The organism is Coleofasciculus sp., from assembly GCF_046565525.1.
GTDB lineage: Bacteria > Cyanobacteriota > Cyanobacteriia > Cyanobacteriales > Coleofasciculaceae > Coleofasciculus.
In genome coordinates, this window is sequence record NZ_JBKHUP010000045.1 from 1 (window position 1) to 16,917 (window position 16,917).

Below are 16,917 nucleotides of genomic sequence, written 5' to 3' on the forward strand. Positions count from 1 at the left end.
ATCAGTTATCAGTTATCAGTTATCAGTTATCAGTTATCAGTTATCAGTTATCAGTTATCAGTTATCAGTTATCAGGAGCAGATGAGGGAGATGGGGGAGATGAGGGAGATGGGGGAGATGGGGGAGAAAATTTCTATAGCCCATTACTCTTTGTCTGTTCTCTGTTCCCTGTTCCCTGTTCTCTGTTCCCTGTTCCCTGCCTAATCACAAATGAAGAATGACCAATGAGATAGATTCAGCTATTTTTTATGCCGTGGAGTTACTCAGTCACTATGGATTTGAACTGAGGGGATATTCTGCGACAGAATTAGTTGAGTTTTGGTTGGAGGAGTATCCCGCCCAATGGATTCGTTTAGCGGTCATTGAAGCTTTGTATCAGGGACGGTATAAGGCGATTTCCGTTGAGCAAATTTTAGCCGTCTGGGGGCGACGAGAACAGCCTATCTATCGATTTAATCATGAGTTTGAACGGTTGATTTGTCGCAAACTGCCGCAAGATTTGAACGCCCCCGTTGATAGGACGTCTGAATCGATGTCCTTGATGGGGAGTTTCCTGGATAGGTTTGAGTCAAGTTCTACGGTTGAAGTGGCACAGTCAGAGGAGTTTGTTGTGACTCAATCAGCAACGGAATCCGTTGAAGCCCTGCCGCAAACGCCCGCCCAGACTGAAACAGAAACGGAACTGACGGAGGAGTGCGATCGCACACCAGCAGACGTACAGTCTCGTGATTATACCACTCTTCCTGAGCCAGTGGATGGGTCACGTCGCGAAGCTAAGCAACACCCCATTGATCAATTTACACCATTGCCGGATGATTCGGACTTTTATCTGAAACTGAAACAAGTTGCCCATCCGCTAGAGTGTCAATCTAGTAATACAGCACTTTTCAAGTAATTAAATCGGAATTTCGATCACAAACTCTGTTCCTTGACCCAGTGACGAATTACAGGTGAATTTTCCTCTATGTTTTTCAACAATAATTTGATGGCTAATTGATAATCCTAAACCCGTGCCTTTTCCGGGTGGTTTTGTGGTAAAAAAAGGTTCAAAGATTCGCTGTTGGAGTTCTGCATCCATTCCCGGTCCGTTATCAATAATACGAATAACGGCATTCGCCCCCGATTGCTGATTATTAATTAATTCTGTGCGAATCCAGATGGATGGCGTTATCGTTTGCTCACTATCCTCATTAGCGGGTTGAGAACGCATGTCTCTTAGGGCATCAATGGCATTGCACAGCACATTCATAAAGACTTGATTTAACCCACCAGGATAACAAGTGACTAAAGGCAGTTTACTATAATCCTTGAATACTTGAATCTCTTGTTTGTTTCCTTTGGATTTCAAACGATAGTAGAGCATGACTAGGGTGCTATCTAGCCCTTGGTGGATATCTATCGATTGCTCTTCGTCTGCTCCAGATAAGGTTTTGAGGGAATAAACAAGTTGGCGCAAACGTTCAGCCCCCATTTGCATTGATGACAGGGTTTTGGGAAAGTCTTTGATCAGAAACTCTAGATCAATTTGTTCGGCTTCTTGTTGAATTTCTGGTGCAGGTTGGGGGTTATATTTGCTGTAGAGTTGGAGTAACTTTAATAAGTCGTTGGTATATTGTTGAGCATGGGGAAAATTGTTACATAAGAAATTAACAGGATTATTAATTTCGTGGGCAACTCCAGCTAGCAATTTGCCTAAGGTGGAAAGATTTTCTTTTTCGATTAGCTGTTGTTGCGTGCGTTGCAGTTGATTTAATGTCTCCTCAAGTTGTTCGGCTTGGGCTTTATATTTTACTTGCGATCGCTGCAAGGATTCTTCGGCGAGTTTGCGCTGGGTGATATCTGTGACGAATCCTTCATAGTAGAGTAATGTCCCTTCGCGATCGCGCACCGCCCTAGCATTCTCACAAATCCAGATGATCTGCCCATCTTTGCGATACACCTGGGATTCAAATTCCGTGACTGCATCGTGCGATCGCAGTTTCTCAATGAAGTCCCGACGCCGATTCGGACTAACGTAAAGTTGTTGTCCAATGTCGGTTAGCTCCTCCAACAGTTCCCCTGGCGATGCATAACCATAAATCTTTGCCAACGCTGGATTGCAGTCGATAAAGTGCCCGTCTGGAGTCGTTTGAAAGATACCCTCGACGGCACCCTCAAACATACTACGATACTTCTTGAGGGCTAACTCCATATCTTGACATTCTGGAATTTGATCAGCTAATTCCTCATTCAACGCTTGTAACTGCCGAGTTCGCTTAACAACAAAATTAGGGGACAATGGCTTGTCCGACTCCGACCAATCAGATGGACTGTTCAGTAAACGGTCGCTGCTGGGAAGTAACATGGGGGCGTTGCTAAGCATATATGGGCATTACTACTAGCTTCTAGGATTTGGATCACTCCTTCAGTGATATGTAGTCCGGAAGACTTGTGATTTAAATCACTAAATGGAGTGATATGAGTTACAATCAGCCCTAATCGTTTTGATTGCCCTTGATTGTACGTACTGTTGCTAAAAATTGACTCAGGAACGGTAACCCGCCAATAGCCGGTAAAAAGTAACGCGAGGTACACAGCAATCCCAACGCGACGGCGGTTGGGGTGTCTAAATAGTCTTGATAAAACAACACTAATGCTGCATCGCGTGTGCCAACTCCGGCAAAGGTGAGGGGCAATAATCCGGCTAAAATGGCGAGGGGAGACAAGGCTAGATTCACCAGAAACGGAGTCGTCGCCTGAAGCGCTAGGATAAAGAACCAAATTTGTAATAAGTGTAAAAACCAAATAAAAATTGACGTTCCGGCAACTTTTAAGAGTTGACGTTTATCGCGCCAGAAATAGTCATGCATATCGCCCCAAGACCCTTGCATCGTTTCTAATTTGGAACGCATTTTTTTTGGGGCAATCTTGCGAGCCACGATAAAGAAAAAATAAGCAAATTTCCGAGACGACAACAGAAAAATTCCCAGAACTAAACCAATGCTCACCGCCAGTGTCATGCTCCAAAATAGCAAATCTTTCGGGTCATAGAGCAATAAACCAAAGACACACCATAACAGCAGGGATAAAAGATCACAAGCTTTCTCAAAAATCACCAGTGATAACGAAAGAGTCCCACTTAAATGACCGCGCTGTTTCATGAAATAGGCTTTGGCAATATCTCCCATCTTGGACGGCAATACCATATTTAAAACACTTGCCGCTAAGATTAAACGATTTGCCTCAAAAAAGCCCAAGCGAGAGCCACTGGGCATCAATTGTTGCAACCGCCAAGACGTGAATAACGTCAGGGGAACAACCATTCCCAGACTCACGGGCATCCAGACGCGATCGCTATTTTGAAAAACGGCAACGAGTTCGGGAAAATCAATTTTTGAGTAAATTACCGCCAGGATAATTAGGCTGACAGCGATTGAAATTAGTCGTTTCATGAATTAGTCATTGGTCATTGGTCATTGGTCACAGAACAGTGAATTAACATTCATAATTCTAAAATTTCCGATCTAATCGCAGCCATTCATAAGCATCTAGTTTCTTAATTTCATTCGTTAAATCTAGCCAGGGCTGTAATTGCCCCCGTTGAAACGTGCGACTCATGACCACATAAATCGACGTTTGGTCGCCCCCAATTCCCGCTGCGATCACATCTTTCCAGGACTTGCCTTGCAACTCATCGCTGACATGCCATTGTCCATTTTTCCACTCGAAAGAACGCCGGAAATGGAACGGCGCTTTTTGCTTGCCTGTAATTAGCATTTTTTGTAAGAGTTTGCGGATTAAGTTGGGGAAGAAGCGACCCACTGTCAGCATGACGACTCGCAAAATTAGTAAATTTATGGGTGTCATTTGTTTCTGTTTTGCCCATCCCAATTCTCCTTCAATCGTAATTTCATTTTCCTCAACCTTAACCTGATAGGTATCGACCAAATGACCCACAGCATTTTTCACCTTTTTCCCCGTTGACACTTGCAAGGAAAATTGGGTATCAGAGGCGACTAAACGGTTATCTTGAAACAGTTTAAATACTCCCCCTTTGTTTAACGCTAAATACAGTTCCGTGTTTTGGCGGCGGTCAATTAAAACTTGCGCCTCCCTAAACCAAACTCGACCGGGAGAACGGGGGGTGGGATCAGGTCGAGTTTGCACAAAATCTCGCCATGCGAGGAGATAGTTCCAGGTATGGTGACCGATAATGTGATCGTCAGCATAGCAGGGAGCTAGTCCCTTCGCCAGTCCCACCAGAACGCGATCATTAATTTCTAGGGCTTGGGGATACCACTGTCCCACCAGTTCAAAGCCATGGGGAAAGAAATTGTAAGTATTGCGACTGGTATATTCTCCTCCATAAGAGCCATCAGGATGCACAAATTCTGCCGCCAAATCAACCGCTTTGACTAATGCTTCTTTTAGACGGGGATCAGGTCTGAGTTGATAAATCCGCGCTAAACAAGAAATCGTTAACGTATGGTAACCGGGGTCACAGCCTTCGTACTCAATAAACCAACCTTCGGGATTTTGCCAAGATAATACTTGTTCTAAACGTTGTACTCTGGCTCTATCCCACTTTGTTGTTTGTAATAGGGTAGACAGTAAGTCTAAGCAAAGAACAATTAACGCTTGGTGATTGGTCAGGCGTCCACTTTCCTGATGATGGGCTAGCCAATCGGCTCGTTGTTCAAAAAACTTCAGCGCGACTGGGTTATTTAACCCTAATTCTTGATAACTGTCAATACAGGCAAGCAATGAAAATGCCGCTGCGCCTCCGGCTCGTTCATAAGGGAAATAGTCATCACAAGACCCATCAGGATGGGCGCTTTTAGCCCCATAAAGAATTCCAGCTTCCACCCAATCTTGAATCGCTCGTTGTTGGTAGAAAGGGTTATCGGATAATCGGGTATTATATGCCAATGCCAGGGGCAGAACAAACTCTTGAGCCATTCCGCTAGGAAAGTCAATAATTTTATACTGCCAGAAGTTGCGGTCAAAACAGCCATAAGTGGGACTGTGTGGGTTGCGGTCTAGCAGGGTGAGAAGTTTGGGAATTTGGGCAAGGGCTTCGCGGGCAAACAGGTCTCTATTCATTGTAAATAAGGGAACAGGGATGTCATTTGTCATTCGTCATTTGTTATACTCGCTTTTGCAGAAGCAAGCTACGTCTTTCATTTTTTCGTTTCATAAAAGCCTTTTACTATGCCTTTATTGATGATTTATAATTTCTGTTTAATGTACTCTTCAATATCGGCGCGTCGCCGCCGCAGTTGGATATCTTCTAAAAGCTTGCGATTTACCGCCATCAAGTCAGCAATTAATCCAAACATCAATAGTTGAAAGCCAATCAGAATGAAAATGGCTGCCACAATTAAGCTGGGTGCACGACTTCTATCGGGATCGAATACCCACAACCAGCGCACGCATAGAATCAACCCCAAGCCTAAAGGCACTGTCCCCAGGACTGTGAAAAACTGGAGCGGTTGATAGGTCATGAAGATGCGAATAATAGTGAGAATAGAGCGCTGAATATAAGCCGGAATGCTCTTGACTAAACGGGAAGGGCGCAGGTAATCGTTGGTTCGGATTGGCACCGAAGCAATGGCTATGTTTTTCTGTCCCGCCTGAATAATCATTTCTAGAGTATAAGTATATTGGCTAAAGACATTCAGTTGCAGCGCCGCATTCCGACTGATGGCGCGGAAGCCACTCGGAGCATCCGGGATATTCGTTTTACTCGCGATTCGTACTACCCAGCTTCCTAATTTTTGCAAAAACTTTTTGGCGGGGGAAAAATGCTTAATTTGCTGGATGGGTCTGGCACCGACGACAATTTCTGCCTGACCTTGTAAGATAGGTTCAATTAGCTTAGGGATATCTGCCGCACAGTACTGATTATCGGCATCTGTATTCACGATAATATCAGCTCCCGCCTTTAAACAGGCTTCTATCCCCGCCATAAACCCCTTAGCTAAACCCTGATTGTGATCAAAGTTAACAATGTGATCCACGCCACAGGCTTTAGCAACTTCAACCGTCCGGTCAAGACTACCATCATTGATAATTAGCCACTCGACTGTATCGACTCCAGGTACTTTACGGGGGAGTTCGGACAGTGTTAGTCCTAGAGTTGCTTCTTCGTTATAACAAGGAATTTGGATAATTAATTTCATCTTTCGGCTCTCCCTAAACGGAGGTATTTCTACCTAAGTCTGGTCAAATTTGTTTGCTCTGTGGCACTAGCTTGCAGCCAGCCCCAACGCAATACCCAAACCCCTGCTCCAATCAACAGGGCGGCTAAAAGTCCACCCACCCAAATCGGGATACCCACAGCAGGCAATACCCACCACCACACCGCCACAATATGTAACAATTGAGCGCTGGTCATTTGGTCACCGGGCGGTGGTTCTCCAACTTGCCCTAGGACATCTCGAATATTTGTACTTAAAGCACTGCTAACCTGGCGATAGGCGGCGCCCCAAGCATTGAATAAGGGGGCATAGCTGGGCGAATCCCACAAGGCTCTAGCACGGTTGATATATCCTCCATCTAAGGCTTCGGCATAGTAGCGTTGGAAATACGATACCAAAGTAGGGGCGTTGGCGAGGAACCCGAGTACCGTCAAACCAATTAACCACTTCCACCACTTTTTCCCAATCAGTGCGACTAGCGCCATCAATCCTGGGAGTGCGGGAACTAAAAATCGAGGTCCCCAACTCCAGCCGCCAAATTCCCAAAAAGAATGGAGCAGCCAATACCCACCAAATATACCCACAATGGCTAAGGCTTCTAGAGGTTTAGTTTTGAGGGCTTTACGGAATCCAATAATTGCCAGAATTGTCGGCGGACAGTACCAGATTAACCCCCCCCCGGCGCCGGGACTCAAGATCAAACCGATGAATCGTGCTAGCATTCCATCCAGGGTAAATTTCGAGGCATTTTGTCCACTGGATAGTAAACTACCAAACCGCAGGTAATTGTAAGCCATGAACAGCATGAACCCCATAATTGTACCGAGTAGGGGACCTAGTGCATTCCGCAGGGGATACCGCTTGAGCAGGAGATAGGCGGACAACACCGGTCCAATGACAATACCCGCAGGTTTAGCGGTCAAGGCTAAGCCGGAAAGAATACTCGCACCCGCATGTTCACGACTGGTTTTTCCTAGGGCGAGATAGAGGCTGGAGGCGGTGATGAATGAGAGTAGGGGTTCGGCAAAGAACTCTCTGGAATAGACTAACGCTGTCGTACCCAAGGCAAAACATAAGGCGGCTAAGTACGCACCCGTGCGACTGCTTCCCAAGCGCAATGCCAACAAAGCCACAAGTGATGTGGTTAAAGCTGTTAATAAGACAGATACAACTAAGGCACAAACTGCCGATGAATAGTTCGTCGGTATATTGAACCAGTGACCTAACACCAGTCCCACGGCAACAAAGGGTGTGGCAATAATCGGTAATAATGGATATCGAATTGAGTAATATTGCCCATCGCGACCTAATGCTCCGGAACCGGGCGGCACGCTAAAATCAAATTCGGTAACTAATGACTTGGAAACATCCAGCATGTCATTGCCATCAAAGCCCCAAATCCCTGGTTTGAGAAATGCCAGATAAATTAGCGTGATGCCAATGGATAGGGCGAACGCCATTTTCCCAACCTGCTGATGAGCGAGTTGTCGCTCTTGAAGGGTGGAATCTTGAATCTCGCTGGGATTTACCATAGTATTTCTAAAGTATTCTGGTTATTTTTATAGATTATTTTCGATTACGTCGGCTTACCCAGTACTGCTTATTTCCTGTAGCTTTTCTGGCAAACCAACTCGATGATTGGCGTGAAACTGAGACTCGCCGATTTTCTCTCAAGAGATTCTAGTATGACAAAGGCATGACACCAAGAGCAACTTATCAGAAGTACAGACAATGGAGTCAATAGATATGAATCAACAGGTTGCCTTTATCGGACTCGGCGTCATGGGGGGACCTATGGCGGCAAATTTGGCGCCATCGGGTTACTCGGTTAAGGCGTGGAATCGAACGCCTAACCGTCCTGGTGTCGAGATGGCGGCTCAGGCTGGGGTATCAGTGGTGTCTTCTATTCGTGAGGCTGTCGCATCAGCAGATATTGTCTTTTCTTGTGTGAGTGACGTTCCTGATGTCAAAGAAGTCCTTTTGGGAACGGGAGGCGTTGCCGAATCAGCGCGTCCAGGTACGCTGGTGATTGATACCAGCACTATCGGTCCAGAGGCGGCGCGTCAGATAGGGACTCAACTGCAACAGCATAACTTGCGCTTTTTGGATGCGCCAATTTCTGGGGGTGATATTGGTGCAAAAAATGGCACACTGACGATTATGGTTGGCGGAGAGGCTGAGGATTTTCAGGAAAGTAAACCGTTGTTGGAGGTTTTGGGTAAAACCATTCGCCTGTGTGGACCGATGGGGAGTGGTCAAGCGGTCAAACTTTGTAACCAGGTTTTGGCGGCGGTTCATGGGGTGGCGTTGTGTGAAGCGATGCAGTTGGCACAGCACCAGGATATTGACCCGAACTTAATTGTAGAGGTTTGCAGTACGGGGGCGGCTGGTTCTTGGGCGCTGTCGAATTTGGGACCGAAAATTGCGGCGTCGGATTTCCAACCGGGTTTTATGATTAAGCATATCCTTAAGGATTTAAGGTTGGTAGCCGAGACGTTAAATTCATCGGGTCAGGAATTGCCAGGAGTGGATATTGCTGAGCGTTTGTTTAAGATGGTTCAACAGCTTGATGGCGGTACGGGAGGGGAACAGGGCACTCAGGCAATGATTCGCGCTTATCAGAAGTCCTAGAGTGTCTTATTACTCCCTTTCCGGTAGAAGATTACCTATTTTTATCTCCCCCAGCTCCCCCAGCTCCCCCAGCTTCCCCAGCTCCCCCAGCTCCCCCAGCTCCCCCAGCTCCCCCGGCTTCCCCAGCTCCCCCAGCTTCCCCAGCTCCCCCAGCTCCCCCGGCTTCAAAAGTTTAGGTATTAGAGCTCGAAAGGAGTAGGGGAGGCTCCGCCTCAAGATGAGCATTCCCAGGCAAAGCCTGGGAACGAGGACGGTAAGATAGAAGGTTAACGTGAAGTCAAAATCAGCAGTTCATCAATAGTTGTTATTGTTCCCATTCTTAACCAGCAATGAACTCAACTCTTACCCAATCCTTTGACTGGGATGCTTTAGCCTCGGAATTCGCCGGGATAGAAACGATTACTGAGCCCACTCAAGTGGCTAAATTATCCCTAGACTACTACCATTTCAGTCCGGTTCTGCAACCCCTTTTAAGGGATAAGCGAGGGAATCTGGTGGTACGCCCTCAGACTGAAGCACAGGTGATACAGGTGGCACAAATATGTGTCAAGCATAAAGTTCCCCTGACTATCCGAGGTGCGGGAACCGGGAATTATGGGCAATGTATTCCGTTGCACGGTGGGGTGATTTTGGATACCACCCGGATGAATGGGATTCGTTGGATTAAGCCCGGTTTAGCTTGTATGGAACCAGGGGTGAAGTTGGCGGCGTTTGATAAACAGGCGCGGGAAATCGGCTGGGAATGGCGGATGGTGCCTTCAACGTATCGTAGTGCCACGATTGGTGGCTTTATTGGTGGTGGAAGTGGGGGAATTGGTTCAATTAATTATGGGCAATTGCGCGATCGCGGCAATCTTTTGGCGGTGCGTGTGGTTACACTGGAGGATGAACCCCGTGTGATTGAGTTACGGGGAGATGATGTGCAGAAGGTGAATCATGCTTATGGCACGAATGGGATTATTACTGAGTTAGAGGTTCCTCTCGCCCCAGCTTATGCTTGGATAGAGATAATTGTTATTTTCGATAACTTTATCACGGCTGCCCATTTTGGTCAGGCTTTGGGGAATGCAGATGGGTTAGTGAAAAAGTTGATTAGTATTCATGCTCATCCCATCCCGACATTTTTTAGTGGGTTGAAGGAATATCTGCCCGATGGAAAACATTGTGCTTTATTAATGATAGCGGAGTCTTGTTTAGAATCCTTTCAGGAATTAGTGCGGGAGTATGGGGGAGAAATTACCTATCAAAAATCTGCCCAAGATGGGAGTAAAGGCACAAGTTTAGCTGAGTTTACCTGGAATCATACCACATTACATGCCCGGAGTATTGACTCGACGCTGACGTATTTGCAAACCTTCTTTTTTACCTTAGAACGGGTGGAGCAACTGTATGATCATTTCGGTGATGAAGTGATGATGCATTTAGAATTTATGCGGGTGAATGGTCAAGCGATTCCAGCCGGATTGCAGCTAGTTCGCTATACCACGGAGGAACGGTTAAATGAGATTATTCGCTATCACGAAGAAGAGGGGGCGTTTATTGCCAATCCCCATACTTATATTCTGGAAGATGGGGGACGTAAGATGATTGATGTGGAACAGCTAAAGTTTAAGGAACAGGTTGATCCCTATGGGTTGATGAATCCGGGTAAGATGCGCGGGTGGGAGGAGCGATAAGAGAGTTCTTAATTTGTCATTTGTCATTTGTCATTCGTCATTCGTCATTCGTTTCAATCTGAGTGCAAAAGCAAACCCTAAAAAAGCTAGTTCAATAATCGAAGCATTGACGACAATTTTGCCAATTTTAACATTGGCTATTTCTAGCTATATAAGGGCGGGTTTTGTTGAGACGTTATCGGTGAGATATTTTAGAGTAGTTCCCAAACCCGCCCCTACATAAATTGATTTTATGGCAACCTTTTTTATTCTGCCCTATGCGTTCTGCTGTACCCAACTATCACAATTAAACTAGATATGCTATTACACGTTGATGCCCAACTCTTTTAGGTAAGAGATATCCAGTGTCCATTCATATTGACTCCGTTCTCGCCAGATTTGAAAACATTGGTCAACATAGTCTTGGGCTTGGTCAAGTGACCACCTATTCACCTTAGCGAGGTGTTGCAGGGCGATTTCTCCCCGTCCTCTGGTATTGGCAAAACCAATATGTTTAACTTCATGGCAAGCCGGACATAAGGCGATTAAACGCACCAGTGTTTGGATATTATCTTGGTCATTGTAATCCCAAATCTCATGACATTCAACGGGATGACGTGTTCCGCGCCCTTGGCAAACTTCACAGTGATAATTGGCTTGTTGATAGGTGAGGCGTCTGAGTTTATCCCAATCGCTTTTGGAGACATGGGATCGGACATTGGTATACCAGCAGGTGGATGGCACTAATTCGACGGTAAGCAATGGCTGGGTCATGTTAAAACGTTTTTGTTATCGATAGAGTGTAATTATAGTTTAATTAGATTAAGTTTAGAACTCAAACACCAAAATGCACAGTTTTATTCCCCCCGATCGATTCTTTCCTTATCTCACCTGGGCAGATATCCAAACTATGCCGGATAAGGCAAATGTGGTGATTATTCAACCTGTTGGCGCGATTGAACAACATGGTCATCATTTGCCCTTAATTGTGGATTCGGCGATTGGTGTCGGGGTTCTAGGGAAAGCCCTAGCCCAACTCGAACCAGATATCCCCGCTTATGCGTTGCCTAATTTATTTTACGGGAAATCGAATGAACATTGGCATTTTCCCGGAACGATTACTCTCAGCGCCCAAACGTTGCTGGCGGTGTTAATGGAGATGGCGGATAGTATTTATCGGGCGGGATTTCGTAAATTAGTGCTGATGAATTCCCACGGGGGACAACCCCAGGTGATGGAAATTGCGGCGCGAGATATTCATCAAAAGTATGGAGATTTTCTAGTGTTTCCGCTGTTTACATGGCGGGTGCCAAATGTGGCAAAGGATTTAATTTCAGCCAAGGAGTTGGAATTGGGAATTCATGCGGGGGATGCGGAAACAAGTCTGATGTTATCCCTGTTACCGGAACAGGTGAAAATGGAACGGGCGGTTGCTGAATATCCTCAAGGGTTACCGGAAGATAGTTTATTGAGTATGGAGGGGAAGTTACCTTTTGCTTGGTTGACGCGAGAATTGAGTCAGAGTGGGACTTTGGGTGATCCCACACCCGCAACGAAGGAAAAAGGCGATCGCATCTTAGAGTCTTTGGTATCCGGTTGGGTACGGGTAATCCAGGATATCTATAAGTTTCGCCAACCGCAGGGTAAGTAAGGGTCTGCTGAATAAGTCTTGTGGTGGGGGTAGGGAGCTGGGGAAGCTGGGGGGATGGATTTCGCGATCGCCCTTTTTTTGACCATTTAACCGCTTCATCACCCAAGTTAGAATTCCATCAGCCGACTTTTCCACAAGCCAAACTAAAAAGGCTTCGAGGATTAATATAAGGATGTCCATCAGCCACCAGTACCAGGCTTGGATGCTGTGTCATGGTACGACATTATTACCTATTAACTAAATCGAGAAGCGGAGGAATAAAGGCGAATGGAAGAACTCATAACCTTAAAGGAATTTATCCAGCAAGGCAAAATTACGGAAGCCTTGGAACTTGTTGAAGAATTAGAGGAGATGAGCAAATCCGATAAACTCAATAAAATATTTAGCTATGGCATCATTTTATTATTGCATCTAATTAAAAAAGCTGCTGAAAACCGCACCACGAAATCCTGGCAGGTTTCTATATTAAATTCGGTTAAGCAAATTCAACGCACGAATCGACGCCATAAGGCAAAAGGAACTTATTTAACGGAAGACGAATTACGGGAAACATTACAGGATGCTTATGAATCAGCGCTGAGAAATGCAGCCCTAGAAGCGTTCAAGGGAATCTATGAAACTGAAGAAATCGGTGTTATGGTTAACCGGGAAGAAATTATTGAAATGGCAATAGATTTGATTCTAGAACGTCAATCAACTGATGGAATATCAGAATAGTAACACGAAGTCGCGACATCAAATGATGGGAAAGGGCGACCCAAGTCAATTGAGTGGACTACAGTTGTTCATTAGTGCAAGCGGGTCGCCCCTACATGGTTGATACAGGTGTTTTTTCTAGGGTTTGTAGTCAGGGCTTTAGCCTAAGCATTTATCGGTTCAAAACTCAACAAAATAGCGAGCGAGAGGCTCACACTACAACGATTCTCTATTGCCTATTGTCACCACCACTGAATTTAGTCGTCTTTAGACAACTTAAGATTTGAGCCTTGGTTTGAACCCAAGGCGGTAAGACAGCGACAGGTGCAAAATGTTAGTCATAACAAATACAAAAATCCGCGATCGCTACCTTGTCGCCAACGCCGCTAACCTCTGTAAAATCTGAAGGACAGGATATAACTCATTCTCTGGTCGATATAGAGAGAACTCTGTGGAAAAGGTATATTGGGGTATCTCACCGAACAATACTTTAATGAACATAAAATGACTACCATTCGTGACTAATCCAAAAGTGGGTTGCTCAGTATTTGGATTTGCCATCATGTAAAATAGGGTTTGTGCTGTTGCGTCTTTTAGAGCAAATCCGGCTTGTTTTGACTCAACAACTGCAACCCATAGTTGTTGCTGTAACAGCAGGATATCAATTCGCCCCCAAACCGTTCTTTCTCTAGTCTCTATCGCTACATCTACCCGTTTTTCCAAGACTGGATGTAGCGGAGGACGGTAAAATCCGGCGAGTGATAGTAGGGGCGAAAGTACCACCATTTTTACCAAATCTTCTAACATCGGATATTTGTTGAGATAGAGAAACTCTGTTTTGACCCGATCTAAGGTTTGCTTTTCTAAATCGTTGAGTTCTGATAAATTGTCCTGCGCTTCAGGGAAGAAGGTGGAATTGTCTAGAACTTGCCGAAGATTGAATTGGTTTTCAACCTGCGCCAGTGTTAGTTCATGGGCGGGGATAACTTGTGTCATTGCTGCTGTCAGTGTTATTCAAGAAAACGATTACCTTATGTAACACCTTACATACAATTGGCTGACCCTTGATTGGTGAAAGATTTGAGTTAAGGCGGGGAAGCGTCTGTGCGGGCAGATTAGATTACTGTAACTTTAGAGGTGCAAGTGTTGGTGGATAATTAGTGAGATTTACCTGAAGCGTGTGACCCGATTCAGGATTAAATAGGATAAGTCACCAAAAATAGTAACCTTTCGTGTCTGACAAGTCTAAACCGTCTCGTTCCCTTGCCGGAATTGCCTCGATTGTGGCAATTGCCACCCTGATTAGTAAAATTTTTGGCTTAGTCCGTGAACAAGCGATCGCGGCGGCGTTTGGTGTGGGTCCGGTGGTGAATGCTTATGCCTACGCCTACGTGATTCCAGGCTTTCTGCTGATCTTACTCGGTGGGATTAATGGACCCTTTCATAGCGCCTTGGTGAGTGTGTTGGCAAAACGGGATAAGTCGGAAGCCGCCCCCCTGGTGGAAACGGTTACCACCTTGGTAAGTGGGATATTATTGCTGGTTACGGTTATCTTAATTCTATTTGCGCCCACCTTTATCGATATCCTCGCCCCTGGATTAGAGGAACCCGCGCGATCGCTGGCGGTTCAACAGTTGCAAATTATGGCACCGTTGGCGGTTCTGGCGGGGTTGATTGGTATTGGTTTCGGGACGCTGAATGCTTCAGATCAATATTGGTTACCCAGTGTTAGCCCTTTATTTTCCAGTGTGGCGGTGATTGGTGGCTTAGGGATATTGGCACTGTATTCTGGAGGACAAGTTAATCAGCCTGAGTATATCCGCTTGGGTAGTATTGTTTTAGCCGTTGGCACTCTGGCGGGGGCAATTTGGCAGTGGGTGATGCAACTCATTGCCCAGTCGCGATCGGGAATGGGGCGGTTACGGTTACGGTTTAATTGGCAGCTTCCAGGGGTAAAGGAGGTGATGCGCGTTATGGCACCGGCGACGCTATCCTCTGGGATGCTACATATCAATGTGTATACGGATCTATTTTTCGCCTCATTTATCCCCAATGCGGCGGCGGCGATGCGCTATTCCAACTTTATTGTACTGACGCCTCTGGGGATTATTTCTAATATGATATTGGTGCCGATGCTGCCTGTATTTTCCCGGTTAGCGGCGCCGGAGAATTGGGCGGAGTTGAAAGTGCGGATTCGTCAGGGATTACTGCTTACGGCTTTGACGATGTTACCCTTGACGGCTATTTTTATCTCCCTATCCGTGCCAATTGTCCGAGTGATTTATGAACGCTATGCCTTTAGTGCGGAGGCTTCCCAGATTGTCGCCCCGGTACTGATGGCTTATGGATTCGGCATGTTCTTTTATTTAGCACGGGATGTTTTGGTGCGGGTATTTTATGCCTTGGGGGATGGGGAGACGCCGTTTCGGATCAGTATTGCCAATATCTTTATTAATGCTGTGCTGGATTATTTGTTGGTGAATGCTTTTGCGACACCGGGTTTAATTTTTGCCACGATTGGCGTCAATATTATTTCTATGGGCTGGCTGTTGTGGGTGCTGAATCGTCGGCTGCATGGCTTACCCTTAGGGGAATGGGGAATGGCGCTGGTGGCGTTGGCGGGGAGTAGTTTTGTGGCTGGATTGGGCAGTTGGGCGGTTAACTGGGGTTGGCAAGAGGTTTTTGGGAGTGGGAATTTACTACTGCAAGTTTTACAGCTTAGTTTGGCGATGTCGGTGGCGTTGGGGATTTTTGCGGTTTTGGTGACTCGGTTGAAGTTACCGGAAGTGGATATTTTAGTGAGTCGTTTGCGTCAGAAGTTGGGGAAATGAACGGTAGGAGATTTCAATCCCTGATCGGGATTAATTTAGACCATCTTGCCCAGACGCGATCGCAATACAATCTGATATCAGAAAATGCAGCACGCCAATACCAATCAAATTGAGCGATCGCGACCCATTTCCCGATACAATATCTGGGCATTGTAGCAGCAAAAGGTAGGCATCATGGCACAAGCAACAATTGGCATTATTGGCGGTAGCGGACTTTACAAAATGGATGCCCTCAAAGATGTGCAAGAGGTGCAACTCGATACCCCCTTTGGTAAACCGTCTGATGCCTTAATTGTCGGGACTCTCGAAGGAACCCCTGTCGCCTTTCTCGCCCGTCATGGTCGTAACCATCATCTCATGCCCACGGAATTACCCTTCCGCGCCAATATCCACGCAATGAAGCAGTTGGGCGTTAAATATCTGATTTCCGCCTCCGCCGTGGGTTCCCTCCAGGAAGCGGCAAAACCCTTAGATATGGTGATACCCGATCAATTTATTGACCGCACCAAAAATCGCGTGTCTACCTTTTTCGGTGATGGAATTGTGGTGCATATTGGCTTTGCTGAACCCGTTTGTAATAAACTAGCCGGGGTTTTAGCCGATGCGGTGGCTAGCTTGCAGTTAACCGATGTCACCCTCCATCGCGGTGGCACATACGTCTGTATGGAAGGACCCGCCTTTTCTACCCAAGCGGAATCCCATCTCTACCGCAGTTGGGGCGCAACGGTGATTGGGATGACCAATTTACCTGAGGCAAAACTGGCACGAGAAGCGGAAATCGCCTACGCCACATTAGCCCTCGTCACCGATTATGATTGCTGGCATCCCGATCATGACAGCGTAACCGTAGAAATGGTAATTGGCAATTTACAGCGCAATGCGACCAATGCTCAACAGGTGATTCAAGAAACCGTGCGGCGTATCGCCCAAAATCCGCCCCCATCCGAGGCACACTCGGCGTTAAAGTACGCGATTTTGACCCCCCTCGATAAAGTGCCAGAGGCGACGAAGCAGAAGTTAAGCCTCTTTTTACAGAAATACTTGTAATCTTTAGTTGTGCCAAACTGAGAAAGTTTGCGTAATACAACGTAATATGAACAAACGTAAACTTATACCCATATTTACGTTTCCAACTGTGTATGATAGTTTGTATGACCCAACTGTATTACAGCGGCATCAAAATCAAAAGATTTTCTCAAATCGCCGTTGTTACAGAAAGCCTCTGTTAGCTACAGGTTCCGATCCTGGTTGAGAGATGGTTAACAGAGGTTGGG

The 16,917-nt window shown here is 46.0% G+C and carries 17 protein-coding genes; 8 read left to right on the plus strand and 9 right to left on the minus strand.

Annotated features, from left to right (window positions below; all coding sequences use genetic code 11):
- On the plus strand, nt 1-204 hold a 204-nt coding region (locus ACLGGO_RS17135), incomplete at its 5' end, for a hypothetical protein (RefSeq protein ID WP_446420209.1).
- A gap of 13 nt (nt 205-217) precedes the next feature.
- Nucleotides 218-895, plus strand: a complete 678-nt coding sequence (locus ACLGGO_RS17140; protein WP_446420210.1) for a hypothetical protein — start codon at nt 218-220, stop codon at nt 893-895.
- Here ACLGGO_RS17140 and ACLGGO_RS17145 read toward each other — a convergent pair whose 3' ends face one another.
- From ACLGGO_RS17145 to ACLGGO_RS17165, 5 genes are all read right to left on the minus strand, one after another.
- The gene (locus tag ACLGGO_RS17145; RefSeq protein ID WP_446420211.1) at nt 896-2,278 is read right to left on the minus strand and encodes a sensor histidine kinase; all 1,383 of its coding nucleotides are present in this window, start codon (nt 2,276-2,278) and stop codon (nt 896-898) included. It abuts the gene before it with no gap.
- A 196-nt stretch (nt 2,279-2,474) separates the two neighbouring features.
- Nucleotides 2,475-3,431 carry a lysylphosphatidylglycerol synthase transmembrane domain-containing protein gene (locus ACLGGO_RS17150; protein ID WP_446420212.1) on the minus strand — a complete coding sequence of 319 codons (957 nt, stop codon included), beginning with the start codon at nt 3,429-3,431 and terminating at the stop codon, nt 2,475-2,477.
- Between the two features lie 58 nt (nt 3,432-3,489).
- A complete protein-coding gene (locus ACLGGO_RS17155; protein ID WP_446420251.1) occupies nt 3,490-5,082 on the minus strand; it encodes a hypothetical protein in 1,593 nt (530 codons plus the stop codon).
- 125 nt (nt 5,083-5,207) lie between these two features.
- Nucleotides 5,208-6,161 (minus strand): glycosyltransferase family 2 protein, encoded by a 954-nt coding sequence (locus ACLGGO_RS17160; protein ID WP_446420213.1) that lies wholly within the window; start codon nt 6,159-6,161, stop codon nt 5,208-5,210.
- Nucleotides 6,162-6,190: 29 nt separating this feature from the next.
- Nucleotides 6,191-7,711, minus strand: a complete 1,521-nt coding sequence (locus ACLGGO_RS17165; protein ID WP_446420214.1) for a hypothetical protein — start codon at nt 7,709-7,711, stop codon at nt 6,191-6,193.
- A gap of 214 nt (nt 7,712-7,925) precedes the next feature.
- Here ACLGGO_RS17165 and ACLGGO_RS17170 point away from each other — a divergent pair, with 214 nt between their 5' ends.
- A complete protein-coding gene (locus ACLGGO_RS17170; RefSeq protein ID WP_446420215.1) occupies nt 7,926-8,810 on the plus strand; it encodes an NAD(P)-dependent oxidoreductase in 885 nt (294 codons plus the stop codon).
- A gap of 9 nt (nt 8,811-8,819) precedes the next feature.
- Here the strand turns inward: ACLGGO_RS17170 and ACLGGO_RS17175 are convergent, their stop codons facing one another.
- Nucleotides 8,820-9,035 (minus strand): hypothetical protein, encoded by a 216-nt coding sequence (locus ACLGGO_RS17175; protein WP_446420216.1) that lies wholly within the window; start codon nt 9,033-9,035, stop codon nt 8,820-8,822.
- A gap of 104 nt (nt 9,036-9,139) precedes the next feature.
- On the opposite strand from ACLGGO_RS17175, the gene ACLGGO_RS17180 reads away from it, so the two are divergent.
- Nucleotides 9,140-10,486 (plus strand): FAD-binding oxidoreductase, encoded by a 1,347-nt coding sequence (locus ACLGGO_RS17180; RefSeq protein ID WP_446420217.1) that lies wholly within the window; start codon nt 9,140-9,142, stop codon nt 10,484-10,486.
- 303 nt (nt 10,487-10,789) lie between these two features.
- Here ACLGGO_RS17180 and ACLGGO_RS17185 read toward each other — a convergent pair whose 3' ends face one another.
- Nucleotides 10,790-11,239: an HNH endonuclease gene (locus ACLGGO_RS17185; RefSeq protein WP_446420218.1), complete on the minus strand. Its 450-nt coding sequence runs from the start codon at nt 11,237-11,239 to the stop codon at nt 10,790-10,792.
- 73 nt (nt 11,240-11,312) lie between these two features.
- On the opposite strand from ACLGGO_RS17185, the gene ACLGGO_RS17190 reads away from it, so the two are divergent.
- Together ACLGGO_RS17190 and ACLGGO_RS17195 are read left to right on the plus strand one after the other, a co-directional pair.
- Nucleotides 11,313-12,116 (plus strand): creatininase family protein, encoded by an 804-nt coding sequence (locus ACLGGO_RS17190; RefSeq protein ID WP_446420219.1) that lies wholly within the window; start codon nt 11,313-11,315, stop codon nt 12,114-12,116.
- A 267-nt stretch (nt 12,117-12,383) separates the two neighbouring features.
- Entirely contained in the window at nt 12,384-12,833 is a 450-nt protein-coding gene (locus ACLGGO_RS17195; protein ID WP_446420220.1) for a DUF29 family protein, read from the plus strand.
- A gap of 345 nt (nt 12,834-13,178) precedes the next feature.
- On the opposite strand, the gene ACLGGO_RS17200 is transcribed toward ACLGGO_RS17195, so the two are convergent.
- Nucleotides 13,179-13,808: a restriction endonuclease subunit R gene (locus ACLGGO_RS17200; RefSeq protein WP_446420221.1), complete on the minus strand. Its 630-nt coding sequence runs from the start codon at nt 13,806-13,808 to the stop codon at nt 13,179-13,181.
- A gap of 236 nt (nt 13,809-14,044) precedes the next feature.
- Here ACLGGO_RS17200 and murJ point away from each other — a divergent pair, with 236 nt between their 5' ends.
- Nucleotides 14,045-15,643, plus strand: coding sequence for a murein biosynthesis integral membrane protein MurJ (gene murJ / locus ACLGGO_RS17205; RefSeq protein WP_446420222.1), 1,599 nt, complete (start codon nt 14,045-14,047; stop codon nt 15,641-15,643).
- Nucleotides 15,644-15,673: 30 nt separating this feature from the next.
- On the opposite strand, the gene ACLGGO_RS17210 is transcribed toward murJ, so the two are convergent.
- Entirely contained in the window at nt 15,674-15,805 is a 132-nt protein-coding gene (locus tag ACLGGO_RS17210) for a hypothetical protein (protein ID WP_446420223.1), read from the minus strand.
- 12 nt (nt 15,806-15,817) lie between these two features.
- Here ACLGGO_RS17210 and ACLGGO_RS17215 point away from each other — a divergent pair, with 12 nt between their 5' ends.
- Complete coding sequence (locus tag ACLGGO_RS17215; protein WP_446420224.1) at nt 15,818-16,690, plus strand: S-methyl-5'-thioadenosine phosphorylase; 873 nt, start codon at nt 15,818-15,820, stop codon at nt 16,688-16,690.
- The last annotated feature ends 227 nt before the right edge of the window (nt 16,691-16,917 follow it).

What these genes read in the sequence shown, in the direction of transcription:
- ACLGGO_RS17150 (WP_446420212.1), bottom strand. Translation starts at nt 3,431, where the DNA reads ATGAAACGACTAATTTCAATCGCTGTCAGCCTAATTATCCTGGCGGTA.
- ACLGGO_RS17200 (WP_446420221.1), bottom strand. Translation starts at nt 13,808, where the DNA reads ATGACACAAGTTATCCCCGCCCATGAACTAACACTGGCGCAGGTTGAA.
- ACLGGO_RS17215 (WP_446420224.1), top strand. Translation starts at nt 15,818, where the DNA reads ATGGCACAAGCAACAATTGGCATTATTGGCGGTAGCGGACTTTACAAA.
- ACLGGO_RS17180 (WP_446420217.1), top strand. Translation starts at nt 9,140, where the DNA reads ATGAACTCAACTCTTACCCAATCCTTTGACTGGGATGCTTTAGCCTCG.
- ACLGGO_RS17190 (WP_446420219.1), top strand. Translation starts at nt 11,313, where the DNA reads ATGCACAGTTTTATTCCCCCCGATCGATTCTTTCCTTATCTCACCTGG.
- ACLGGO_RS17195 (WP_446420220.1), top strand. Translation starts at nt 12,384, where the DNA reads ATGGAAGAACTCATAACCTTAAAGGAATTTATCCAGCAAGGCAAAATT.
- ACLGGO_RS17175 (WP_446420216.1), bottom strand. Translation starts at nt 9,035, where the DNA reads ATGCTCATCTTGAGGCGGAGCCTCCCCTACTCCTTTCGAGCTCTAATA.
- ACLGGO_RS17140 (WP_446420210.1), top strand. Translation starts at nt 218, where the DNA reads ATGACCAATGAGATAGATTCAGCTATTTTTTATGCCGTGGAGTTACTC.
- ACLGGO_RS17160 (WP_446420213.1), bottom strand. Translation starts at nt 6,161, where the DNA reads ATGAAATTAATTATCCAAATTCCTTGTTATAACGAAGAAGCAACTCTA.
- ACLGGO_RS17170 (WP_446420215.1), top strand. Translation starts at nt 7,926, where the DNA reads ATGAATCAACAGGTTGCCTTTATCGGACTCGGCGTCATGGGGGGACCT.
- ACLGGO_RS17165 (WP_446420214.1), bottom strand. Translation starts at nt 7,711, where the DNA reads ATGGTAAATCCCAGCGAGATTCAAGATTCCACCCTTCAAGAGCGACAA.
- ACLGGO_RS17185 (WP_446420218.1), bottom strand. Translation starts at nt 11,239, where the DNA reads ATGACCCAGCCATTGCTTACCGTCGAATTAGTGCCATCCACCTGCTGG.
- ACLGGO_RS17155 (WP_446420251.1), bottom strand. Translation starts at nt 5,082, where the DNA reads ATGAATAGAGACCTGTTTGCCCGCGAAGCCCTTGCCCAAATTCCCAAA.